Origin of the sequence: Acinetobacter sp. YH12235 (assembly GCF_013417705.1) — a bacterium.
Lineage (GTDB): Bacteria > Pseudomonadota > Gammaproteobacteria > Pseudomonadales > Moraxellaceae > Acinetobacter.
Map to the genome: position 1 here is coordinate 1 of NZ_VPDL01000028.1, position 24,554 is coordinate 24,554.

General features: G+C 43.8%; 22 protein-coding genes. 9 read left to right on the forward strand and 13 right to left on the reverse strand.

Annotation, left to right across the window (positions count from 1 at the left end; all coding sequences use genetic code 11):
- Positions 1–162: 162 nt before the first annotated feature.
- The 4 genes from erpA to FTV13_RS13060 all read right to left on the reverse strand — a co-directional run bounded on the left by erpA (position 163) and on the right by FTV13_RS13060 (position 4,092).
- Complete coding sequence (gene erpA, locus FTV13_RS13045) at positions 163–498, reverse strand: iron-sulfur cluster insertion protein ErpA (RefSeq protein WP_004780362.1); 336 nt, start codon at positions 496–498, stop codon at positions 163–165.
- Positions 499–614: 116 nt separating this feature from the next.
- Positions 615–1,628, reverse strand: coding sequence for a putative solute-binding protein (locus FTV13_RS13050; RefSeq protein ID WP_180012283.1), 1,014 nt, complete (start codon positions 1,626–1,628; stop codon positions 615–617).
- Positions 1,629–1,822: 194 nt separating this feature from the next.
- Positions 1,823–2,833, reverse strand: a complete 1,011-nt coding sequence (locus tag FTV13_RS13055; protein ID WP_004780360.1) for a putative solute-binding protein — start codon at positions 2,831–2,833, stop codon at positions 1,823–1,825.
- 254 nt (positions 2,834–3,087) lie between these two features.
- Positions 3,088–4,092, reverse strand: coding sequence for a putative solute-binding protein (locus FTV13_RS13060; RefSeq protein WP_180012244.1), 1,005 nt, complete (start codon positions 4,090–4,092; stop codon positions 3,088–3,090).
- Between the two features lie 211 nt (positions 4,093–4,303).
- Here FTV13_RS13060 and FTV13_RS13065 point away from each other — a divergent pair, with 211 nt between their 5' ends.
- Complete coding sequence (locus FTV13_RS13065) at positions 4,304–6,247, forward strand: ATP-binding cassette domain-containing protein (protein ID WP_180012246.1); 1,944 nt, start codon at positions 4,304–4,306, stop codon at positions 6,245–6,247.
- Positions 6,248–6,551: 304 nt separating this feature from the next.
- Positions 6,552–7,715, forward strand: coding sequence for a zinc-dependent alcohol dehydrogenase (locus FTV13_RS13070; protein WP_180012249.1), 1,164 nt, complete (start codon positions 6,552–6,554; stop codon positions 7,713–7,715).
- Between the two features lie 696 nt (positions 7,716–8,411).
- On the opposite strand, the gene FTV13_RS13075 is transcribed toward FTV13_RS13070, so the two are convergent.
- The 5 genes from FTV13_RS13075 to dnaA form a co-directional block, all read right to left on the reverse strand.
- Entirely contained in the window at positions 8,412–8,759 is a 348-nt protein-coding gene (locus tag FTV13_RS13075; RefSeq protein ID WP_180012252.1) for a hypothetical protein, read from the reverse strand.
- A 192-nt stretch (positions 8,760–8,951) separates the two neighbouring features.
- On the reverse strand, positions 8,952–11,417 hold the full coding sequence (gene gyrB / locus FTV13_RS13080; protein ID WP_180012254.1) for a DNA topoisomerase (ATP-hydrolyzing) subunit B: 2,466 nt from the start codon (positions 11,415–11,417) through the stop codon (positions 8,952–8,954).
- 54 nt (positions 11,418–11,471) lie between these two features.
- Positions 11,472–12,554 (reverse strand): DNA replication/repair protein RecF, encoded by a 1,083-nt coding sequence (gene recF / locus FTV13_RS13085; RefSeq protein ID WP_179993059.1) that lies wholly within the window; start codon positions 12,552–12,554, stop codon positions 11,472–11,474.
- A 25-nt stretch (positions 12,555–12,579) separates the two neighbouring features.
- On the reverse strand, positions 12,580–13,728 hold the full coding sequence (gene dnaN / locus FTV13_RS13090; RefSeq protein ID WP_004780351.1) for a DNA polymerase III subunit beta: 1,149 nt from the start codon (positions 13,726–13,728) through the stop codon (positions 12,580–12,582).
- A gap of 109 nt (positions 13,729–13,837) precedes the next feature.
- The gene (dnaA, locus tag FTV13_RS13095; RefSeq protein WP_004780349.1) at positions 13,838–15,220 is read right to left on the reverse strand and encodes a chromosomal replication initiator protein DnaA; all 1,383 of its coding nucleotides are present in this window, start codon (positions 15,218–15,220) and stop codon (positions 13,838–13,840) included.
- Positions 15,221–15,878: 658 nt separating this feature from the next.
- Here dnaA and rpmH point away from each other — a divergent pair.
- The 5 genes from rpmH to mnmE all read left to right on the forward strand — a co-directional run bounded on the left by rpmH (position 15,879) and on the right by mnmE (position 19,984).
- Complete coding sequence (gene rpmH / locus FTV13_RS13100) at positions 15,879–16,013, forward strand: 50S ribosomal protein L34 (protein ID WP_000831329.1); 135 nt, start codon at positions 15,879–15,881, stop codon at positions 16,011–16,013.
- A 29-nt stretch (positions 16,014–16,042) separates the two neighbouring features.
- Positions 16,043–16,438 carry a ribonuclease P protein component gene (gene rnpA, locus FTV13_RS13105; protein WP_180012256.1) on the forward strand — a complete coding sequence of 132 codons (396 nt, stop codon included), beginning with the start codon at positions 16,043–16,045 and terminating at the stop codon, positions 16,436–16,438.
- A gap of 9 nt (positions 16,439–16,447) precedes the next feature.
- A complete protein-coding gene (yidD, locus tag FTV13_RS13110) occupies positions 16,448–16,768 on the forward strand; it encodes a membrane protein insertion efficiency factor YidD (RefSeq protein WP_005233127.1) in 321 nt (106 codons plus the stop codon).
- A gap of 5 nt (positions 16,769–16,773) precedes the next feature.
- Positions 16,774–18,537, forward strand: coding sequence for a membrane protein insertase YidC (gene yidC / locus FTV13_RS13115; RefSeq protein WP_180012258.1), 1,764 nt, complete (start codon positions 16,774–16,776; stop codon positions 18,535–18,537).
- Positions 18,538–18,628: 91 nt separating this feature from the next.
- A complete protein-coding gene (gene mnmE / locus FTV13_RS13120; RefSeq protein WP_180012260.1) occupies positions 18,629–19,984 on the forward strand; it encodes a tRNA uridine-5-carboxymethylaminomethyl(34) synthesis GTPase MnmE in 1,356 nt (451 codons plus the stop codon).
- A 43-nt stretch (positions 19,985–20,027) separates the two neighbouring features.
- Here mnmE and FTV13_RS13125 read toward each other — a convergent pair whose 3' ends face one another.
- Together FTV13_RS13125 and FTV13_RS13130 are read right to left on the reverse strand one after the other, a co-directional pair.
- The gene (locus FTV13_RS13125) at positions 20,028–21,173 is read right to left on the reverse strand and encodes an MFS transporter (RefSeq protein WP_179993070.1); all 1,146 of its coding nucleotides are present in this window, start codon (positions 21,171–21,173) and stop codon (positions 20,028–20,030) included.
- A gap of 172 nt (positions 21,174–21,345) precedes the next feature.
- Positions 21,346–21,609 (reverse strand): metal/formaldehyde-sensitive transcriptional repressor, encoded by a 264-nt coding sequence (locus FTV13_RS13130; protein ID WP_159124458.1) that lies wholly within the window; start codon positions 21,607–21,609, stop codon positions 21,346–21,348.
- 56 nt (positions 21,610–21,665) lie between these two features.
- Here FTV13_RS13130 and dmeF point away from each other — a divergent pair, with 56 nt between their 5' ends.
- Complete coding sequence (dmeF, locus tag FTV13_RS13135; protein ID WP_180012261.1) at positions 21,666–22,601, forward strand: CDF family Co(II)/Ni(II) efflux transporter DmeF; 936 nt, start codon at positions 21,666–21,668, stop codon at positions 22,599–22,601.
- Positions 22,602–22,737: 136 nt separating this feature from the next.
- Positions 22,738–23,436 carry a DsbC family protein gene (locus FTV13_RS13140; protein ID WP_180012263.1) on the forward strand — a complete coding sequence of 233 codons (699 nt, stop codon included), beginning with the start codon at positions 22,738–22,740 and terminating at the stop codon, positions 23,434–23,436.
- Positions 23,437–23,517: 81 nt separating this feature from the next.
- Here the strand turns inward: FTV13_RS13140 and FTV13_RS13145 are convergent, their stop codons facing one another.
- Positions 23,518–23,775, reverse strand: a complete 258-nt coding sequence (locus FTV13_RS13145) for a GlsB/YeaQ/YmgE family stress response membrane protein (RefSeq protein WP_034171345.1) — start codon at positions 23,773–23,775, stop codon at positions 23,518–23,520.
- A gap of 175 nt (positions 23,776–23,950) precedes the next feature.
- Positions 23,951–24,478 (reverse strand): hypoxanthine phosphoribosyltransferase, encoded by a 528-nt coding sequence (gene hpt, locus FTV13_RS13150; RefSeq protein ID WP_004780337.1) that lies wholly within the window; start codon positions 24,476–24,478, stop codon positions 23,951–23,953.
- Positions 24,479–24,554 lie beyond the last annotated feature (76 nt).

A 24,554-nucleotide genomic window follows, 5' to 3' on the forward strand; every position in this document is an offset into this window, starting at 1 on the left:
TACTGGAGAAATCTAGGAGGTATGTTTTGCCTGAGAGGAGGGTTAGAAGTTGCCCAAGAGTTGTGAAAGGTAAACCACTGAAATACCCAAGAAAATGCCAGTCAATTTCTTAACTGACTGGCATTACTCATATGAGGACTTTTTTATTCAACTTGATAGGTATTAGATCGAGAATGAAGATCCACAACCACAGGTCGTGGTCGCATTCGGGTTTTGTACCACAAAACGTGAACCTTCCAGACCTTCAACATAGTCAACCACTGAACCGACCAAATATTGATAGCTTAGAGAATCGACCAGCATTTTGACATCGCCATTGACGAATTCTGCATCATCTTCATTTTGGCTTTCCGCAAAGTTAAAGCCATAAGAGAAACCTGAACAACCGCCACCGGTGACATACACACGGAGCATTAAGTCTTGGTTACCTTCACTGTCACGCAACTGGCGTACTTTATTTGCGGCATTGTCGGTGAGCACAAGCGCTTGAGCATTCATGGCGGATTCCTCTGTTGAATGGAATGTCTTTAAAAAGAAAAGACCATATTTCAAGTATAACACACTCAATATATGGTCAGTCTGTACAGATTAAAAGTCAAATCAGAGTAATTTTATCAGGATTGTTTATAGTTCTCATCCTGTAATGCACATTCGAAGTTTTTCGGATTCTGCTTGCAGCGGAATTGCCAGAGTAACTTCATCATACGTTTGTCATAAATACCGCGTTTGGTCAGATCAATCCGCGAATCACGCATCAGCTTTTGGTAACCCGGCTTATCTACCTCAGGAATATCCATCCAGTATTTAGAGGGAATATCTGCCTTCATTTTACCTAAAATACCAAAAGCACGTGGTAACTGGCTTTTCACCCATTCACGTGATTTTTGTCCATATCCTGCCGGGAATTTATCTGGACGAATAATGATATTACCAGTGACCTGCAATACCGGATAATTCACAATGGCACCCTTGCTGCCCAAACCTTTATGCAGCTCTAGCGGTTTAAATACGGCAGCAGGCGCACCAATAATATCGACCTGGCCATTGTTAAATTTAGAGCCAAAGTTGGTCACATCGGCGCTGACTGCCTGTGCACCCACTTGTTGAACCATGATTTTTTGTGCTTCGTCATAGTCAAGTACAGCAATTTTTTTACCTGCTGCTTTCGCAACTGTATTAATGCTTCGGTCATTGACCATCAGGAAGGCATCGCCTACCGGAATCACTCCTGCGACTTCATATTTGCCTTGAACCATGAGCTTGGCAAAGGTTGGACTCGCCAGGCCTTGCATGACTTTTACCGCCAGGTTCAGATCTGGAATTGCGCCGATCGCATCGAGTGAACCGGTAAAACGGTTAAACTGACGGCCACGCATACCGGTAACACTGATCCCGTCACATTTACCGGCTTTAAAATCTTCTGCGACGACAGCTTCATTGGTATTTACCCTAAGCTCGATATCAGCACCCCAGTTTTTTGCAGCCAACTGATAGTCTTTCATTACGGCATAGACGTCACCATTTTTGCCGACCAGATCGAATACACATACCACCTGTTTAGCCTGAGCCAGACCTGAAACTGCCGCGAGTGCTGCACCTACAGCTAGGGCTTTCCATCCTCTCTGCATCATTTTGCTTTCCTTGATTGCCTTGTTTTTGTTATCTGCTTTAAGTGCTACATGTTATTGTTTTTTATACTAAACATGAAAACATTATTTTTAATCAGCTTAACTGCTTTACCGTGATCTGCAATGGCAGATCTGACTTTGTTTAATATAAAAAAAGCTTAGATAAATCTAAGCTTTTTTCCTTAAAAATCAAATTATTCGCCAGAAAGTGAACATTCAAAGTTGGCCTTATCGACAGAGCAACGTGCACGTTTCAATACCGACATCATGCTGGCATCATAGATTCCACGCTTGGTCATATCCATACGCCCTTCACGTAATAACTTCTGGTACTTGGTTTTATCTTCTGCACTCAGATTCAGCTTATATTTCGCCGGAATACCTGCTTCCAGACGATTAATCATCGCCATGCTCTTAGGCAGATTTTTAATGAACCAGTCACGAGACTTCTGGCCAAAACCGGCTGGGAATTTCTCCGGACGGATCACAAAGTCAGAGGTGACATGCAGTACCGGGAAGTTAAACATCGCACCGCTATTGCCCAGACCTTTATAGATTTCGAGTGGCTTGTACGCATACGCCGGTGCGCCCACCATATCGACTTGGCCATTATTAAACTTGGCCACGAAGTTGGATACATCAGACACTACGGCCTGAGCACCTACACGTTGAACCATGATTTTTTGCGCATCATCATAGCCAAGAACAGCGAACTTCTTCCCTGCGGCTTTTTCAATAGAGTTGATGTTTTTGTCACGCACAAAGATAAAAGCTGAACCCAGTGGCGCAATCCCGGCCACCTCATATTTTTTACCGCCCATGGTGGTAACCATTTTAGCGGCATTACGCTTATCCAAAGCGAAGCTAATCGCACGCTGTGCAATGGCATTACTTGGAGCACCACCTAAGGCATCGATTGAACCGGCAAACTTGTTATATTGACGGGCACGCATGGCGGTCATGAATACGCCATCACATTTGCCAGCCTTAAAGTCATTGTCAGCGACGGCTTCATCCTGACGAGCGATCAGATTAATATCTGCGCCCCAGCCTTTTGCTGCCAGTGCCCATTCCTGAGCCATCTGGAAAGACTCGCCAGATTTACCAAGTAGGTCAAACACACAGATATCGACCTTTTCTGCATGTGCCACACCTGCAAAACCAAATGCAGAAAATGCAGCCAATGATAAGAGTGTTTTTTTCATTTTAGTTATCCTTTGAAATCTTGTTGTTAGCTGAGTGTCCGTACACGCGTCAAATATTAAGCAAATTTATTTCAAAAAAATAGAGCATTTACTCCAGATAAAAGCGGCTTTTTGGCCTATAAAGATAAATCAGTTTTTCTTGATTTCTTTTATCTTATTTTTTTATAAATATATCAGCATCTTAATATTTTAGCTTAGCTACTTCGAATTACATTTCATTCGCTGTAGTTACAAAGATATACATGATTTTAAAACTATTCACCACTAATTGAGCATTCGAAATTGGTTCTTTCCACAGTACAGCGTGCCCGTTTTAATACCGTCATCATGCCAGCATCATAGATGCCCTGTTTGGTTAAATCCATACGCCCTTCACGCAGAATTTTCTGATAACTGACCTGTTCCTCACGACTCAGGTTCAGAACATATTTACGCGGGATTTCTGCTTCCATCCGTTTTACCATCGCGAAGCTGCGTGGTAACTGCTTAACAAACCATTGTCGGGAATTGGCTGCAAACTGTTCCGGAAATTTATCCGGTCGAATAATCAGATCTGCCGTGACATTGACCACCGGAAAGTTAATCATGGCTCCTTTTTGGCCCAGTCCTTTAGTCACTTCGAGAGGTTTAAAGGCATAAGCGGGCGCTGCCACAATATCCACTTCACCCTGATTAAATTTACGGATGAAATTGGAAATTTCCGAATTTACCGGTACAGCTTCTACCCGGTTCACCATAATGGTTTGGGCATAGTCATAATGTAGAACTGCAAACTTCTTGCCTTTAATATGTTCCAGCTTGTTCATATTACGATCACGGACAAAGATATAAGCAGGACCAATCTGGCCAATACCGGCTACTTCAAATTTTTCCTTGCCAATCTGAGTGGTCATGCGCTTGGTATTACGCTTATCCAGCACATAACTCACCGCTTTCATGGCAATGTCATTATTAGGAACGCCGCCAATGGCATCAATGGAGCCTGCAAATTTGTTATAAGCTCGCGCGCGCATGGAGGTCATATAGAAGCCATCGCATTTTCCGGCTTTGGCATCCTGATCGACTTTGGCTTCATCCTGATAAGCAATCAATTGAACCGTAGCCCCCCACTGCTTGCTGGCCAATGCCCATTCTTCCAGCAGTTTGAAGGATTCACCCGATTTTCCCAGTAAATCAAATACACAGATATTGACTGGGGCAGCATGTGCACTCGAAGCCCATAGGCCTAGTGCAGATAAAATTAAAAATCCTTTTTTCATTTTTATTTTACTCAATATTATTATGAGCCTTGATGGCTCTATCTTTCGGTTTTTAAACAAAATAGAGTATTTACTCAAAACATAGTTCATCATATATGAATCTATAAATTTTTAAAGCTTGAACAGGATAAACTGCAACGAAGATTTTTTGTTTTCTCTCGGCTTTCCATTAGAATAGCGGCATTCTCTTTTGCCCTTGTTAGTAAGTTCAATGATTCAGTTAGACCAAGTTTCGTTACGCCGTGGTGGGCGAGTGTTATTTCAAAAAGCCTCCATGCAGCTTCATCCCGGCTGGAAAAATGGTTTAACCGGCGTGAATGGTGCAGGAAAATCCACCCTGTTTGCGGCTCTTTTAGGTGAGCTCAGTGCAGATGAGGGTTCGCTAACCCGTCCATCCGTTTGGACCGTAGCGCATATGGCTCAGGAAATTAAAGCGCTAGATATGCCGGCCATTGATTTTGTTCTGTCAGGCGATGAAGAGTATTGGGATATACAGGCCAAACTGGCACATCCGGAACAACTATCCGATGCTGAACTGGCACAGTTACATGGCCGTTTCGACGAGATTCATGGCTATTCCGCTCCCTCTAAAGCAGCACAGTTAATGGCTGGTTTAGGCTTTATGGATCATCAGATTCGCCTGGATGTTTCCAGCTTTTCAGGCGGTTGGCGGATGCGTTTGAATTTGGCCCGTACCCTGATGAGCCGTTCAGACCTGCTATTACTCGATGAACCGACCAACCACTTGGATCTGGATGCGATTTTGTGGCTCGAAGACTGGTTAAAGGCATATGAAGGCACTTTAGTATTGATTTCGCATGACCGTGATTTTCTGGATGCCGTGACGGATCATATTCTGCATATCGAAAATCAGGAACTCACCCTCTATACCGGCAATTATTCAACTTTTGAAGTGACCCGTAGTGAACGTCTGGCGCAACAGCAACAAGCCTTTGAGAAACAGCAGGAAGCCCGGGCACATTTACAAAAATTTATTGACCGTTTTAAAGCCAAAGCGACCAAAGCACGTCAGGCCCAAAGTCGGATCAAAATGCTGGAGCGCATGCAGGATCTCGCCCCTGCTCATGTGGATACACCTTTTACCTTCAGTTTCCGTGAACCGACCAAAATGAGTTCACCACTTCTGGCCTTGGAACAGGCGGAAATTGGTTATGGCGATAAATCGATTGCCAGCAAAATTAACCTGCAAATCACCCCAAATTCACGTATCGGTTTATTGGGGATGAATGGTGCGGGTAAATCAACCCTAATCAAAACCTTAGTCGGAGATTTGCCTTTATTAAATGGTCAACGTAAAGCCTCAGAATTACTCAATATCGGTTATTTTGCCCAGCACCAGATGGATGCTTTGGACGCTAATGCCAGCCCAATGCTACAACTGGCACGTATCGCCGATCCAAAAATCAGTGAAGCTTCTTTACGCTCTTTCCTCGGCAGTTTCGGTTTTAGCGGTGAGCGCATGGATACCCCATGTGAGAGTTTCTCTGGGGGTGAACGTGCACGTTTGGCTTTGGCTTTAATTGTTTGGCAGCGTCCAAATGTACTGATTCTGGATGAACCGACAAACCATCTGGATCTGGATATGCGCCATGCCCTGACTATGGCTTTGCAGGATTTTGAAGGTGCGGTGGTACTCGTTTCGCATGAACGTCAATTGATTGCGACAGTATGTGATGAATTGCTGTTAGTGCATGCCGGACGTTGTAGCGAATTTGAGGGCGATCTGCAGGACTATGCCAAATGGTTACGTGAAGCGCGTCAACAGCAGATCAATGCGCAGAATGCCTTAGCCAAAGCACAGGTAGTAGAAACAGAAGCTAAACCTGTGGTGGTAGCCAAAGTAGATAAGGAAGCACAGCGCAAACTGGCCGCTCAACGTCGTGAGCAGACTCGTCCGATTCGCAAGAATATCGAAAAATGCGAAGCGCAAATTGACAAGTTACAACCGCGTCTGGCAGAAATTGAAGAATTGCTGGCAGATAGCGCTTTATATGAAGCTGCACGTAAAGATGACTTGCTGAAACTTATGAACGAGCAAACTGAACTGAAACAGAAACTGGAAACTGCCGAAGAGCAAATGCTAGAACTGATGATGGAGCTAGAAAGTTTGGAGCAATCTTTTCAGGAAGGTTAAGTTTTAAACCTTGATTCAAATCTTAGAGATTAGCTGCAACTGGAGCTAATCTCTTTTTTATACTTTTTATATATTGCTCTCTCCATCTTTTCCCTGATTTTTTTATCGAAACCGTTTTTTGACATATTTTGTAGTGAATTACGCAAATCCTATATAAGTTTATTTTTTAAACACTCGGATGTCTTATTTCATACATTAATTTACAGCGATTTCTTGGCGCATAAGGCTCTAATAAAAGTGTTTTTTATTTTTGGTAGCCTTGATACGAGTCTGTTTAATGTTGAACTAGAGAGAGGAAATCCGCATGCGTGCTCTTACCTATCATGGTGCTCGGGATGTACGAGTTGAATCCGTTCCAGATCCAGTGATTCAGGAACCAGATGACGTCATTTTAAGGGTGACAGCGACTGCCATCTGTGGCTCAGATCTGCATCTATACCGGGGTAAAATCCCGGCCACTGAAGATGGCGATATTTTCGGCCATGAATTTATGGGAATTGTAGAAGAAGTCGGCCCTGAAGTCACAGAAGTCAAAAAAGGCGACCGGGTAATTATTCCTTTCGTGATTGCATGTGGTCACTGTTTTTTCTGTGAACATGAACTGATGGCTGCCTGTGAAAATACCAATACTGGCCGTGGTGCAATTATCAATAAGAAACAAATTCCACCAGGTGCCGCTCTATTTGGTTATAGCCATTTATATGGCGGTGTACCAGGCGGACAGGCTGAATATGTTCGTGTGCCTAAAGGTAATGTGGGCCCATTTAAAGTGCCAGGATCATTACCGGATGAAAAAGTCCTGTTTCTGACTGATATCTTGCCTACTGCATGGCAGGCTGTAACCAATGCCCAGGTCACTCGCGGCTCCAGTGTTGCGATTTATGGTGCTGGTCCAGTTGGTTTACTGTCGGCTGCCTGCGCACGTATGCTGGGTGCCGAACAGATCTTTATGGTCGATCACCACCCTTACCGTCTGCGTTTCGCCCATCAAACTTATGGTGCAATTCCAGTGAATTTTGATGAAGTCGATGCAGCTGAATATATTATTCAAAATACTGCCGGTCATCGTGGTGTTGATGCCGTCATTGATGCGATTGGTTTCGAGGCCAAAGGCAGTTTGCTTGAAACTGTGATGACGAATCTAAAAATTGAAGGTTCGAGCGGCTTTGCCCTACGTCAATGTATCGCCGCAGTACGCCGTGGTGGTGTGGTGAGTGTGCCAGGCGTATATGCTGGTCCAATTCATGGCTTCCTGTTTGGTGATGCCTTTGATAAAGGATTGACCTTTAAAATGGGTCAAACGAATGTACATAAATTCCTGCCACAATTACTTGAATATGTAGAAAATGGCCAGCTGTCTCCAGAAGTGATTATCACCCATCGCATGAAACTGGAAGAAGCTGCTGAAGGCTATCGTATTTTCGATAAACGTGAAGAAGACTGCCGCAAGATTATTCTGACCCCATAAATACAATGGTAAAAAATAGAAAGCGCCATTAGGCGCTTTTTTTATTTTTGATCACCATTTTATAAACCGTATTTTTTTCTATTTTCAGTTTCTAAAAGCTCAGATCTATTGCCTGTTTATCAAATGAACTGGCACTAGGTCACGTGATGATCCAGCTTAAAGAAACTAAGCTATAGAAGTAAAAGTTAGAAAAATCTATAAGCCTATGATTCAGTAATAAAAAATTGAAAGTTCACTTGATTATTAAATTAATTGTGTAGTTTAGCTACAGTGAAGATCTTTAGAATTAAAATATGTTCCACGCTGATTATTAATTAAATCTACAATATTAATATAAGCTATTAATTTTTAGCTGGTTTATATAATTTTTCCATTAAAAACAGATAAAAATTCACCTGAACTGGTTGCTTTTAAGAGCAGAGAAGTTATGGCTCCAACTAGTCTTTTAAATTCAAAAACCCATTTTAAATTTAAAAACACTTATCCACAAGATAGAGAAATTAAATTTAAATTTAAAAAATTAAGAGATAAGAAAGACAATATAACTTGTGGATAAATACTATCTTATTCACATAAAAAAATATGGATAACTTTGCAGTTATCCACACGATTGATCAGGGTTTAAACAAAATTTAAAACAACACTATTCAAATATTTTTAGAAAATTTCGAAGTAACTTAATAAATCATTGGAACTTTAGGATTTCAAAAATCTAAGTTCTAGAATTTTCCATTCATCCTCTAGCTTCCAGATCTCCTGAAGACGCTGTTTATTATTTTCCAGTCCAATCAAGATCCGGCATTCGGTCTGATCTTCATTGTACTCGTATTCTTCATATTCTATGTCTGGCTTCAGCGGTTTCCATACACCGTTTTGTACCGCATGAGCGATCCGGTCATAACGCAGATAACTTCCTTCTACGCGGCCTTCCTGTTCAAAAACCACCTGAAAGTCCTGATGTTCGTAGTGGCGCAGCACATCATAGTCGCCACTATAGAATGCATTGGCCCAGATCTCACGTATTTCTTCAAGCTGGCTATCCATGGATAAACCTCTTTATAAATAAGACTTGATTCTACTGAACCAGGCTTTTTTGAAACCTAATATCAGCGGATCATTGGTCTAAAAACTGCTTAGATTAAAATTATTCTAAACAGTTCATCTGGCATTAATAGAAAATTTACGTAAAAAAAGCGCCTTAAAAGGCGCTTTTTCGTTTCGATTTATTCCGATGGATCAGGTATCAATATCGGCATTCAAGGCATTTTCTTCAATGAAGGCACGACGTGGTTCCACATCATCCCCCATCAGACAAGAGAACATACGGTCTGCTTCAATCGCATCCTGTACCGTCACTTGTAGCATGTTACGGTTTTCTGGATCCATCGTGGTTTCCCACAGCTGGTCTGCGTTCATCTCACCCAGACCTTTATAACGCTGGATCATCATGCCGCGGCGAGAGTCTTGCAGAATGTGCTGCCAAACCTGATGGAAACTGCTGACCTGAATCTTGCGCTCACCTTTCTGTAAATAAGCACCCTCTTCAAGCAGCGTGAACCAGCTTTTCGAATTTTTCAGTAAACGTGCATATTCACTTGAGCTGAGCAGGCTAGCATCTAGCAGATAGTGATGCGGCAGGTTATGCACATAAATCGTAATCCTCGGCAACCAGCTTTCTACGATCTGGCCATCAACGTTTTTTTCAAAACGTTCCAGACTCAATTCAGGACGTAAACTTGGCTGGATTTTTTCAATCGCAGCACGCAGGTCTTCACCCCAGGTTTCCACATAAGCTTTATCTTCCAGCTGATCCAGCTTGAATGCTTCCAGTGAAATCAACGCATCCAGCAAGCTTGCAGGATAACGTACAGTTAAACGTGCCAGACTCTTTTGTGAAGTTTGATAATCGGTAATCACATTGGCTAGAGCTTCACCACGAATCGCAGGGGCATCAGCACTGATATGCAGTTCCAGCTCATCAATCGCATTCGAAATCAGGTAAGTTTCCAGTGCATCATTGTCCTTGATGTACTGTTCCTGTTTGCCTTTTTTCAGCTTGTACAATGGTGGCTGCGCAATATAGATATGACCACGTTCCACCAGTTCCGGCATTTGACGGAAGAAGAAAGTCAGCAACAACGTACGAATGTGTGAACCATCCACGTCAGCATCGGTCATGATGATGATTTTGTGATAACGCAGCTTGTCCGGGTTATATTCTTCACGACCAATCCCACAGCCGAGTGCCGTAATCAGCGTACCCACTTCTGCAGAAGAAATCATACGGTCAAAACGGGCACGTTCCACGTTCAGGATCTTACCTTTTAGCGGCAGAATTGCCTGCATCTTACGGTTACGGCCCTGTTTTGCAGAACCGCCCGCAGAGTCACCTTCGACCAGGTACAGTTCAGATAAAGCTGGATCTTTCTCTTGACAATCCGCCAGTTTACCTGGAAGACCGGCGATATCCAGCGCGCTCTTACGACGGGTCATTTCACGGGCTTTACGCGCCGCATCACGGGCACGCGCTGCATCAATGATCTTGCCTGCAATTGATTTAGCCGCCTGTGGATTCTCTAACAGATATTCAGAGAATGCCTTGTTCATGGCCTGCTCAACGGCAGATTTCACTTCACTCGATACCAGTTTTTCTTTGGTTTGTGAAGAGAATTTCGGATCCGGCACTTTTACTGACACAATCGCAGTCAAACCTTCACGCGCATCATCACCTGAAACCACAACTTTTTCTTTTTTCAGGATATTTTCACTGTCCATGTAGTTATTTAAACCACGGGTCAGTGCTGCACGGAAACCGGCTAAGTGAGTACCACCATCCTTTTGCGGGATATTGTTGGTAAAGCAGCGTACATTTTCCTGATAAGAATCATTCCATTGCAGTGCAACTTCTACACCAATGCCATTTTCCGCCTGAGTGGTGAAATGGAAAATGTCATTCAGGTGGGTTTTACCTTGGTTAATGTACTTAACAAACTCAGCCAAACCGCCTTCATAGTCAAAAATGTATTCGGCATTGATACGTTCGTCACGTAATACGATTCGCACACCTGCATTCAGGAAGGACAGTTCACGTAAACGACGTGCCAGAATGTCGACATTAAAAATGGTTTGGCTAAAGGTTTCAGCACTTGGCCAGAAACGCACGCGAGTACCGGTCTTATCGGTCTCACCCACCACTTTTAACGGGAATTGTGGATCACCATGACGGTATTCCTGTTCATGGATTTTACCGGCACGATGAATAGTTAATTCCAGTTTTTCTGACAACGCATTTACTACGGATACACCTACACCGTGCAGACCGCCAGAAACTTTATAGCTGTTATCATCAAACTTACCGCCAGCATGCAGAATGGTTAGAATCACTTCTGCAGCAGACACGCCTTCTTCAGGGTGAATGTCGGTCGGAATACCACGGCCATTGTCTGATACTGAAACTGATTCATCTTCATGAATAGTCACTAAAATTTCATCACAGTGACCTGCCAGCGCCTCATCAATCGAGTTATCTACGACCTCGAAGACCATGTGGTGTAAGCCGGTACCATCGTCTGTATCACCAATGTACATGCCTGGACGCTTACGTACTGCGTCTAAACCACGTAATACCTTGATGCTAGAGGAATCATAAGCTTTTTCAGTGGTTTGTTCTGTTTGAGAAGCAGCTTGATCTTCTGAACTCATGGTTTCTCCCTAGTGAAATATAGGTTTATCCAAAGATAGGTAAAAATTTAAAAACTATTGCACAACAACTTGAACTGTACCGTTTTCAACATTGAATAACTGATATGAGATAGACAGATCATGTAGGTGCTTTTGTACTGATTCATGGTCTAAAGTGGTAATAAAAACTTGACTACCAAGCTGGCTCAATCGCTCAATTAAACGTTGTTGTGCGGTTAAATCTAATTCTGCTGTCACATCATCTAATAATACCACAGTTTCCTTATTACAAGAATGCAGCATTGCGATTTGCGACAGTTTAAGTGCCATCATTAAAAGCTTTTTTTGTCCACGGGACAGGATCACATCAGCATCCCCCAAAGGGGTCTTGATACGCAAATCTGCGCGATGTGGACCATATTCGGTATAGCGTCGTTCCACATCTTTATCATGATGATTGGTCAGGTCATTCAGCAGGCCGTTTTCGCTGTGAAAGCCAGGGCTGTATTCCAGAGAAATCTCCAGATCAGGCAGTAGATGCTTGAGATCATCCTCAAAAAATGGCTTCCACTGTTCCACGATGCCGACACGCTGGGAGTGCAAAATCTCGCCATACTCACTCAGCATCTGGTTCCACGGTTCCAGATCAGACAAACTTAGAAAACGTTTGGATTTAAGCAGGCTGTTCCGCTGTTTTAAGGCTCGTGAATAATATTGCCAGGCATGATAAAACTCTGGTTCCACGTGGAACATTAACCAGTCCAATAACTGACGACGTGGTTTGGCGCCATGATCGATAATATCGGTACTTTGTGGATCGAGCAGTTGTAAGGGCAACATTTTGGCAAGCTGGCCTTGAGTCGCAATCGCATCGCCATTGACCTTAATCAGCTGTTCCCCGCTGGCCATTTTTTGCATGCCGACTTTTTCAGTTTCCGATTGGGCGAACACAATCGCATCCGAGGCGCCATGCTGAATGTAATTTTTCGGGATATGGGTACGAAAGGAACGTCCTGTGGCCAGTAAATGAATAGCTTCCAGTACTGAAGTCTTGCCTGAACCATTCTGGCCATAAAAAACATTAAACGGTTGCAATCCCTGGAGTGCAACCGTTTTTAAGTTTCGTACACGTTCAATATGAAGACGCGTAATATGCATAGCGTTGGCTTAGCTCAGCTGTCGCTTAGACACGCATTGGCATCACGACATAGGTCTGATCGGTATGAGATGGATCCTGAACCAGCACAGACTGATTCGCTTCAGTCATGGTCATTGATACATCTTCACCATCTAGTACACCTAGCACTTCAATCAGGTATTGCGCATTGAATGACATTTCCAGTGGTGCATCTGCATACTGGATGGCCAGATCTTCAATCGCCTCATCCTGTTCCGGGTTATTGGCACGAAGTTGTAATGAACCGGCATTAAAGTTCAGGAATACGCCACGCAGTTTTTCATTACTCAAAATAGCCACGCGTTGTAAAGATTGCTTAAACACGTCATGCGCAATAATCACATTCTTGTCGCCACCACGTGGAATCACACGGCGGTAGTCTGGGAATTTGCCGTCAATCAGTTTCGTGGTGAAACGAACCGTAATATCGGCCTGTTCTTTATCACGGCTGGCCATACGAATGGTCACATTCAATAATTCACGACCAATCAGCAAAGAAAGCTGCTCATCTTCAACGCTTAATAAACGTTGCAATTCAGCGACTGCCTTACGTGGAACAATGGCTTGAATCGGTTGAGTTGCTGTCGATTGTGCTGCTGTTTCACACAGTGCCAAGCGGTGACCATCTGTCGTTACCGCACGAAGCTGATTGGCGTCAATTTCAAGTAAAGTACCGGTCAGGTAGAAACGCACATCCTGCACTGCCATTGCGAAAGCCGTTTTTTCAAACAGACGCTTTAATTCGCGCTGAGTCACAGTCACTTGCGTGCCTTGAGTATTTTCAGTATTCAGTAATGGATAGTCATCCGCAGGCAAAGTACCGAGCACAAAACGACTATTTCCAGATTTCAGGATACAACGCTGGTCATCGGTAATTTGCAGGTCGATCAGGGCTGCTGATGGCAAAGATTTACAGATATCAATCAGCTTACGTGCTGGAACAGTGGTTTCACCGGCTTGCAGACATGCACCTTCAGCCAATTGTGTGCTGGCAACCAGTTCCACTTCCAGATCCGAACCAGTGACGGTCAAAGCTTCAGCAGTCACCTGGATTTTCAGGTTTGAAAGAATATTTAAGGTATGGCGACGTTCAACCGCTCCTACGACATGTGAGAGAACATTCAGTAAGCTTTCTTTCGCGATTTTTAAACGCACGGTACATTCCTCTAAAGCTGAAGATTAATAAGATAAAAGTTGAATTTTTAGCAGTTAACTATGCGGCAAAACAGGCCGCATAGCAAGAACAGAATTTGAGCGTTTTAGGTCAACTCTGCAACAGGCGTTGCAGGTTTTTATAGTCCTCATTGAAGATCGGATCTTCTTCACGCAAGCTCTGTACTTTTTCGCAGGCATGCATGACTGTACTGTGATCTCGACCACCAAAAGCCATACCAATTTCCGGGAAACTGTCTCCAGTCAGTTCACGTGCCAGACCCATTGCAAGCTGACGTGGACGCGCATAAATACGGGTACGTTTTGGACCTACCAGCTCTTTAAGTGGAATGCGAAAATACTCACTCACTACACGCTGGATATTTTCAGTACTGATGGTACGGGCACGAATTGCGAGGACATCTTTCAAAGACTCACGTACCACATCTAGATCAATCGGCGTTCCTTTAAAACGCGAGATCGCCACCACTTTATTAAGCGCACCTTCAAGTTCACGGACGTTCGCTACCACTTGTTGGGCGATAAATAGCGCACAGTTACGTGGTAAGTCTACACCAGTGTTTTCAGCTTTTTTCAGCAAGATTTCAATTCGGGTTTCGATATCGGGTGGTTCCACACCCACAGAAAGTCCCCAGGAAAAACGTGAAACCAGACGTGGGTCCAGTTCGGTCAATTCTTTAGGATAACGATCCGAGGTGAGAATAATTTGCTTCGATTCATCCAGCAACGCGTTAAAGGTATAGAAGAACTCCACCAGACTGGCTTCTTTACCTGCCAGCAAATGAATATCATCAACCAGCAAAAGATCCAGTGAACGGCAGTTTTTCTTAAACTCTTCAACCTTGCCCTGTTGTAGGGAACTGACAAAATCCTGCACAAAGCTTTCCGCAGTCATATACATTACGCGGGCATTCGGCTTGGCCTGCAATAAAGCATTACCAACGGCTTGCATCAAGTGGGTTTTACCCAGACCAGTCGGACCATATAAAAATAGCGGGTTATGTTGTGAAGCCCCGAGTTGGGTTAACACCTTACGACAGGTTTCAGCCGCCATCTGGTTAGAACGGCCTTCAACAAATAACGAGAAGGTAAATAAAGGGTTCAGCTGACGTTTACGGCTATTTTTGCCTGAATCTTCTTTTTCTTTCTTAGGACGCGGCGCTGGCGCAACCACAGGCGCAGATTCCAAAGCCGCTGTTGTCGTCGCTGGCTGTTCACTGGCAGATAAAATTGCACCTGGACGCGAATCCACCAGAATTTCAACTTTACGTACGCGACCTTCAGACAGCTGTTCGGCCAAAATCGAAATCAGTTCCAGATGATGCTCTTGAATGTAGCGCGTCCAATACGGATTAGGTGCATAAAGACGCAGGGTATCGTCCAGCTCTTCTGCAACCAACGGGCGAATCCACATTGTAAAGACATTTCCAGAGAGCTCTTGTCGCAAGCGATTTAAGCAGTCTGTCCAAAGCATGTGAATCCCCTATTCATTCCATTGTTAATCAAAAAGGCTGACCGCGACCAAAGCGGGTCGCCATTCTAACCAAGTTATCCACATCTGTCATGGCAATTTCCACAGATTTTGCGCAAAAAGCAGACATGGTGGATAAATTTAAATTTAAAAAGCTGGTGTGGATAAGTTTATCCGCAAGCTGTGGATAAAATATAGCACAAAGTTATCCACAAAGTATAAAATTAATAAAAACAGTTTTATCCACAAACTAAGTTTTTGTTTATTTAATGAAAAATTAGCTTTTCCACAGAAAAAGTCCACCCTAATAATAATAAATTTAAATTTATAAATTTGAATTTATTTATAAGATTCGATTCTTTTGTGGATAACTGAGAAAAGTTTAAATTTAAATTCAAAACTCATGGGTTAAATTTAGATTTCACATAAGTTGTGGATAACTATGTTGATATAAGTGTTAATAACTTATATTTAATTTTAAAACAAATAGTTATATTGTGGTTAACTTATATATAGGTATTTGAATACAATTTTTTTAATCCCTATTTACAATTTTGATTTCAGTCTTATTTGAAAAGAAAGTGGCTTTTGCATTGACAGCTCAAGCAATGAGCACTAAAATCGCGGACCTTTATAGAAAGATCATTTTTGGAGTTTCAATATGAAACGTACATTCCAACCATCTGAATTAAAGCGTAAACGCGTTCATGGTTTCCGTGCTCGTATGGCTACTAAAGCTGGTCGTCAAGTTCTAGCTCGCCGTCGTGCAAAAGGTCGTCACAGCTTAACTGTTTAATCAGTTAGGCTTTGCCGATTTTGGGTGTTATGACTCCACTTTATAGTTTTGGTACAGAGCTTCGTTTACGCTGTGCTGCAGATTATAAAGGAGTCTTTGATGGTGCGCTTTTTAAAGTGCATCAACCCCATTTCCTTTTTCTTGCAAAACATTCCGAACTGCCAAACAGCCGTTTGGGTTTAGTTGTTGCCAAGAAAAAAGTGCGCCGTGCGCACGAACGAAATCGAGTAAAACGACTTGCTCGCGAAAGTTTTCGCCTGCATCAACAGCAACTAGATGATTTGGATATTGTGGTTATGCCTAAAGTAGGTATAGAAGCGGTACCGAACGCAGAGTTGCATCAGCAATTACAATTTGCCTGGCAGAAACTCAACCGTCTTGCCAAAAAGCATTCCAAAATAGCATCATCCTCCCCACAAAAGTAGAGATGGCCAATGGTACGTTTACTGCATTGGTTAATACGTTTCTATCAGATTGCGATTAGTCCTTTATTGGGACCACGCTGTCGTTATATTCCAACATGTTCTCAATATTCCTTGGAAGCAGTCCATACACATGGAGCTGTACGTGGTGTGTGGCTGGCTACTAAGCGTATTTGCCGTTGTCATCCGTGGGGTGGCTCTGGATATGATCCGGTTCCCCCGAAAGCGATTCGTTTTATTTCATTTCAGCAAATAGATTCTCAAACGCTTCACGTTGCTGTACCCTTTCGTGATCGTTTATTGAACCAAAATCACTCTAACCACTTGGGGTAATACATATGCAACAATGGGCCAGGATTGCAATTCTCGGAGCCATGTTTGTTGTCGCATATTTGCTCATTTTGGCGTGGCAAAAAGATTATGGCAATGCTGAAACCAAACCACAGCAAGAAGCTGCGGTTGTTTCACATGAAGTATCTGCAGATTTGCCAAATGCTCAGACGGCGACAGCCGCTTCTGATCTGCCACAAGCAAATATGCCAGCGCAGCAAGCAACGGATGCCACCGCACCTGTAAGTCAGCAGCTTATTTCAGTACAAACTGACCTTTATCATCTTTGGATCAACCCTAAAGGTGGTGATATTGTTCGTGTTGAATTACTCAATCATGACAAGAATAAAGACAGCGATGAACCATTCGTCATGCTGGAAAGCGATGCGAAACGGACTTATGTCGCTCAGTCGGGCCTGATCGGTCTGAATGGACCGGACAGCAGCCGTAATGGCCGTCCAACCTATGAGCTGGAAAAAACGGCTTATACACTGGCAGATGCCAAAGCCGCTAAAAATAAAGATGGCGAAACTGTCAAAGTACTTTCTGTACCTATGGTCTTTAAAACGGCTGATGGTGTAGAGGTCATTAAAACCTTCAACTTTACTGAAGGTGAATATCCGATAGTTGTGAATCACAAAGTGGTCAACCGCAGCGGCCAGACCTGGCAAGGTCAGATGTTCGGTCAGATCAAACGTGACAATTCCGAAGATCCAGGTAAATCTGATCAGGGGATCTTCACACTGGGTACGTTCCTGGGCGGCGCTTGGGGTACACCGGATGAGCATTACAACAAGTTGAAATTTGACAACTTTGTTGAAGAAAAACTGAATACCGAAGCCAAAGGTGGCTGGGTTGCAATGGTTCAGCACTACTTCGTGAGTGCCTGGGTGCCAGGTAACCTGAAATTGACTCAAGCCAATGGTGAAGCCTACAGTGCGAAGCTGGAATCACGTAAATCAACTGATAACATGAATATCATTGGCTTTACCTCTCCGACCTTCAATGTACCTGCCGGTACTGTGGCTGAAATTGATGCGACCTTCTATTCTGGTCCAAAAGTTCAATCGGAGCTGAAAGACCTAGCGACTGGTCTGAACCAGACTGTAGATTATGGCTGGTTATGGCCGATTGCCAAACTACTATTTGTTGGTCTGGAATTTTTCCATGGCCTGGTAGGTAACTGGGGCTGGGCGATCATTCTGTTGACTATTCTGGTAAAACTGATCCTGTGGCCATTGTCGTCGAAGAGTTACCGCTCTATGGCGAAAATGCGTGTGATTGCGCCAGAAATGCAGCGTATGAAAGAAGAGTTCGGTGAAGACCGTATGCGCTTCTCTCAAGAGATGATGGCACTGTACAAACGCGAGCAGGTAAATCCACTTGCCGGCTGTTTACCGCTCTTGCTGCAAATGCCAATCTTCCTGGCATTGTACTGGGTACTGATGGAATCTGTGGAACTGCGTCATGCACCATGGATGCTGTGGATTCAGGATTTATCTTCAATGGATCCTTGGTTTATCCTGCCATTGCTGATGGGTGCAACCATGTATATCCAGCAGTCGTTGAACCCACAACCAACTGATCCAATGCAGGCGAAAGTGTTCAAGATTATGCCAGTGATCTTTACAGTATTCTTGCTGTTCTTCCCGGCAGGTCTGGTGTTGTACTGGATTGTGAACAACTTGATCACGATCTTGCAGCAAACACTGATCAACAAGTCTGTTGCCAAAGACCGTGCTAAACGCGATGAGGCAACACCAGTCAACTAAGTTGTATTGATGGGCTGAATAAATCCGCTTAAGATGGTAATCTTGAGCGGATTTTTTTTGCTGTACTTTTAAGTTTTTCTAGGTGAATGTTATGCTCGACCGAACTACGATTGCTGCGATTGCAACTCCCCCAGGACGTGGCGGTGTAGGTGTCATTCGCCTGTCAGGTCCCAAGTCTTATGAAATTGCCCAGGCCTTGAGCCAAAAAGATTTGCCTAAAGCCCGTTTTGCCGGTTTTCGCCAGTTCTATGATGCAGCTGGTGAAGTGATGGACGAAGGTCTGGTGATCTGCTTCCCGAATCCGAATTCCTTTACTGGTGAAGATGTAGTAGAACTGCAAGGTCATGGTGGCCCGGTGATTCAGAATGCCCTGTTGGGCCGTTTGCTGGAACTGGGTGCCACTGCAGCCAAAGCCGGTGAATTCTCGATGCGTGCCTTTGAGAATGGCAAGCTGGATCTGGTACAGGCTGAAGCCATTGCCGATCTGATTGATGCGACCTCCCAAGCGGCTGCCCGGTCTGCAGTCCGTTCTCTACAAGGGGCATTCTCGACTAAGGTCAATACGGTATTAGAACAGCTGATTCATTTGCGTTTGCATGTCGAAGCGGCGATTGATTTTCCTGAAGAAGAAATCGACTTCCTGGCGGATGGCAAGATTTTAAATCTGCTGGATGGCGTGGCGAATGCCGTCACTCAGGTTCAGCAATCTGCACGTCAGGGTCAGTTACTGCGCGAAGGTCTACAAGTGGTGATTGCCGGTAAACCGAATGCAGGTAAATCTTCCTTGCTCAATGCCCTAGCAGGTAATGAACGTGCGATTGTGACCGATATTGCCGGGACAACCCGTGATGTATTGCATGAAAAGATCACATTGAATGGCCTGCCGATTACCCTGACCGATACTGCTGGTCTGCGGGAAACCGGCGATATCGTGGAAAAAGAAGGTATTCGCCGCGCGATTAAAGAAATTGAACAGGCCGATCTGCTGTTGCTGGTTTATGACCTGAGCCAAGGTGATGACCCATTACAACTCGCTCAAGAATATTTTGCCGAGCATCTCGAGCCAAAACGTCTGATCCTGATTGGGAATAAAGCCGATTTGACCGGTGCCGATGCTGTCATGGGGGATTTTAACGGCTTCCGTCACATTACCGTTTCAGCCAAGCAAGAAACTGGCGTCCAGTCGCTCATAGATGCGATTACGGCGCATGCAGGCTTCCAGCCTGAAGAAGATACCTTTATTGCCCGTACCCGCCATTTAGACGCAATGAAGCGCACTCAGATGTACCTAGCTGAAGCCCGTGAGCAACTTGTAGTGTATAACGCAGGTGAACTGGTCGCAGAGTCTTTACGTCTGGCACAGAATGCGCTGGGCGAAATTACGGGTGACTTTAGTGCGGATGACCTGCTGGGCAAGATCTTTGGATCGTTCTGTATTGGAAAATAATCCTTAAGTTATATAAAAAAGCCCTCAAATGTGGGCTTTTTTATTAGGCTTTTAGCTGCAATTTTTGATGCCATAACCAAAGGATTAGACAGAGTGCACTGATCGCCACACAGAAACTGATCACGGCAAATCCTAAGCCGAAGTGATCAGCCAGATACCCCACCGCGATAATCGGCACAATCGTGCCCAAATAGCCAATAAACAGGTAAGTCGACATCACGGCTGCCCGATTTTGCAAGGTTGTGATCGCATGAATCACACCGAATGCGCCCATTAAGGCAAAACCATGTCCAATCCCGAATAAGATATCACTGGCGAAGAACAAGATACTTGCTTTAAGGATCATACAAAGAGCAAGGCTAACCAAGCTCACCAGCATAATCATCAAGCCAATATTCAGACATTTCTTTGCAGGAACAGCTTTAGCAAAGAACTGCACCACAGCAGAAATCAGCAAAATACAGGTAATGGCGGTACCGCTGACCAAAGGACCATGCCAGGGCAAGATATCCTGCACAAAAGACGGTGACAGTGAAGCAAATAAACTGAAAGCAGCAAAGGCATTAAATGCAGTTAATCCCACAATCATGAACACAGCATGATACTGAGGTTCAGGACGCAGTAATTTCGGTGCAATACTAAAAGGCTGACGTTCAAAAGCAGGGGTTTTTAGCCAGAATAATCCGACAAAACACAGCACAGCCCCCAAAATAATAGGCAGGTATGGAGTAATTAATGGGGTTTGAGAGAACTGCGCAATCACTCCACCCACAAACGGCCCCAAACCAAAGCCTATGGCCGTCAGAATCGATACCAGCTGCGGTGCAAGCTGCTTATGAGTCTCTGGAATGGTTTGCATCATGCCCAGCATTGCTGAAGTGGTCATCAGGCCTGAAGCAATGCCAATAATAAAACGACCCACCGACAAAATCAGCGCATTCTCGGCAAAGACTGAAATGACCAAGCCAATGCTAATAAATACCAGGCCAATTTGCAGGGTTCTTAAGAAACCAATCGTGTTGCTGGTACGTCCCAGGAATAACAAGGTACCCAGACAGCCAAACATATAGGCGACAAAAATATAGGTAATCTGGCTTGGGGATAAATGCCAGATCTGTTGATAAATGGGGTAAAGCGGACTTGCCAGTGCTGTACCGATGGTACCCATAATCAATGCAAGACTGACCATGGCGAAAGGTCGCCATGAGATATTTTCTGTCATGTAGCTGCCGTAAAAGTTTCACCACACTTTAAAAAGAATGATGTGGAAGAAAGAAGAGAATGGGTGGCAGTGTATCGGTTAGATGAAAAAGCGGTCAATTATCTTGCTGTAAACAAAACAAAAATATTGAGCTAAACAATCAGCCATAACGTTTTAATAATTTTAAAAACTCAGCCAGTTTTTCTTCATTGACTGCAGCTTCTCCAATGACATGCTCTCTTAAATGGGTTTCGATCAATTCATTCATCAAACCGTTTATGGCACCTTTAACGGCTGCAACCTGTTGCAGGACCTGAATACAACCTGCTTCAGGATTCAGGAGAGACTGCTCTACAGCGTTCATCTGACCTTGCAAGCGCCGTACCCGGTTTAATATTTTTTTATCATCATGTACATGACTCACCACAAATCTCCAAAAATAAATATACTAGGGGGGAGTATTAATAACAGTTCCCTTTTATGCAAAAACATAACGCCGATTCGCACAGCCATCAATTTGATGAAGGTAATCCACTCGCACAGAAAAAGATTCTGTTTGCCACGATTCTGACCGCCGTCATGATGGTGCTGGAAGTATTAGGGGGATGGATCTTCCAGTCAATGGCTTTACTTGCTGATGGCTGGCATATGGGCTCGCATGTATTGGCCTTGGGGCTGGCTTACTTTGCCTATAAAGCTGCCCGCCATTATACGAATGACCCCCGCTTTAATATGGGCACCTGGCGGATTGAAATTCTGGCCAGTTATAGCAGTGCAATTTTATTGCTTGTGGTAGCCGGTTTTATGGCGATTCATTCAGTAGAACGTCTATTTTCGCCAGTTCAGATTCATTATAACGAAGCCATTCCAATCGCGATTTTAGGACTATTGATTAATCTGGCCTGTGCCTGGTTGCTGCATGATGATGGGCACCATCACCATGATCATCATCATGGGCATTCCCATCACGAGCATGATAATAATCATGGTCATCATGACTTGAACCATAAAGCGGCCTTTCTGCATGTGGTTGCTGATGCTGTAACTTCTGTTCTGGCCATTATTGCCTTGTTTGCTGGAAAATATATGGGCTGGGATTTTCTCGATGCAGTACTGGGACTGGTCGGCTCAATCCTGATTGCACGCTGGGCGATTGGCCTGCTAAAGCAAAGTGCCAAGACTTTACTGGATGCCGATATGGATGCCCCAGTGGTCGAAGAAATACGTGAAGTCATTGCTGAATATGGGAATGATCTGCATTTAACTGACCTGCATGTATCGAGAGTCGGTAAAGGTAAATTTTCCTGTTTTGTTGCCGTTCAAACGGGAATCCCCATTAGTGCTGATCAAATCCGTGAGGCGATCTCTATTCATGAAGAAATTGTGCATATCTCGGTGGAAGTGAATCAGCATTAAAGGGGCAATGTTCCACGTGAAACATGATTGATTGATCAGTTCGATTTGAACATCAGGCTACATAAAATAGTCAGAATTTTCTTTTTAAAAAGACTAAAATCGAAACACATTTAACTTGCACCTGAGCAGGACATTCATGCAAATAAGAAATATGCTGCTGGCTTTGACCCTCTTCCCTGGCCTTAGCTTTGCCAATGTGGATACAGTTAAAGCCAATCTGGCAAAAAACAGTCCCAACCTGAAAATTGAAAATATTCAGCCTACCGAAATGAAAGGAATCTATAGCGGTTCCATGCAGGGGCAGATTGTCTATCTGAATGAAGATGCCCAGCATCTCCTAGCTGGTTCAATGTTCCGTATTCAGGACCAGCATAATCTGACTCAGGATTTATTACTCAAACAAAACAGTGTCGACTGGAAAAAGTTACCGCTACAGGATGCGATTAAATCAGTCAGAGGGACAGGAAAACGTCAGCTTGCCATCTTTTCTGACCCAAATTGCCCGTATTGTAAACAACTTGAAGTAGAGCTGAAAAAACTCAAAGATGTCACGATTTATACCTTCATTCTGCCTTTAAAACAGCAGTCAATTGCGCCGTCCAAACAGGTTTATTGTGAAAAAAATCCAGCACAGGCTTGGGAAGACCTGATTGATCAAGGTATACAACCTAAATCGAAAAAGAGCTGTGCCAACCCGATTGAACGTAATAAACAGCTGGCACAATCACTCGGTGTAAATGGCACACCAGCGATTATTTTCTCGAATGGTTTTAAAGTCATGGGCGCTCAGCCAGCAGAACAGATTGAACAAGGTTTCAAAGAATTCGGCCTGTAAAATTCTGACTATACTCAATAAATAAAAAAGAGCACTTAAACCAGTGCTCTTTTTATGAAATAAACTTATTCCAAGCAGGGCTTAGATCCGTTTACGTTTGGTCACCATATTGTAGATAAACAGGATGACTACGGCACCGATCACTGAGGCAATAAAGCCTGCGGCAGAATCTTGGGAGTACAAGCCCAGCATACGTCCGGCAAAGGTCGCAACCAGTGAACCGGCAATCCCCAGCAGGGTCGTAACAATGAATCCAGCTTTGTCATCACCAGGATGAATCGCGCGTGCAACCAGACCCGCAATAAAACCCACTACAATCGCAACGATAATTGACCACATCAGCATACTCCTTGTTATCATGTCTTTGTTTTTACATCATGTTTATCTTGCGGCAAGAAAAGCACTGAAAAAAGTCATGTCCTGCAACGGGCTGTTGCGTTTTTGTTTGCTGTGTTACTGAAATGATTCAAGAAATAAAAAAAGTGGCACGAAGCCACTTCTTTTAAACCGGTTCTTAAAGACCGATTTCACCAATAAATGGAATATGACGGTATTTTTGATCATAGTCCAGACCGTAACCAACAATGAACTTGTCTTCGACTTCAAAGCCCAGAAATTTTACTTCCAGCTCGATTTCACGACGTGAAGGTTTGCTCACCAAAGTGCATAGTTCAATTGAGTTTGGCTGACGGGTTTGCAGGATTTCCAGGACTTTGCTTAAGGTATTACCTGAGTCGATAATATCTTCAACCACTAGCACATCTTTACCACGGATTTCACCGTCCAGATCTTTCAGGATTTTGACATCACGGCTCGAAATCGTACCGCCGCCGTAGCTGGATACAGTCATGAAGTCGAGTTCATGTGGCTTGGTAATGGCACGACACAAGTCTGCCATGAAAATCACTGAACCGCGTAACAAACCGATAAGTACAAGCTCTTTGTCACTATTGGCATAGTGTGCATCGATTTTAGCACCAAGCTCTTTGACTTTAGCTTGAATTTCTTCAGCGGAAATCATTACGCTCATTTGAACGGTCATGGGTAGATACCTAAAAAATAAAAATAGCAAAATAAAAAAGGTGTTGACCTGCAACACCTGAATTGCAGCAATTTTA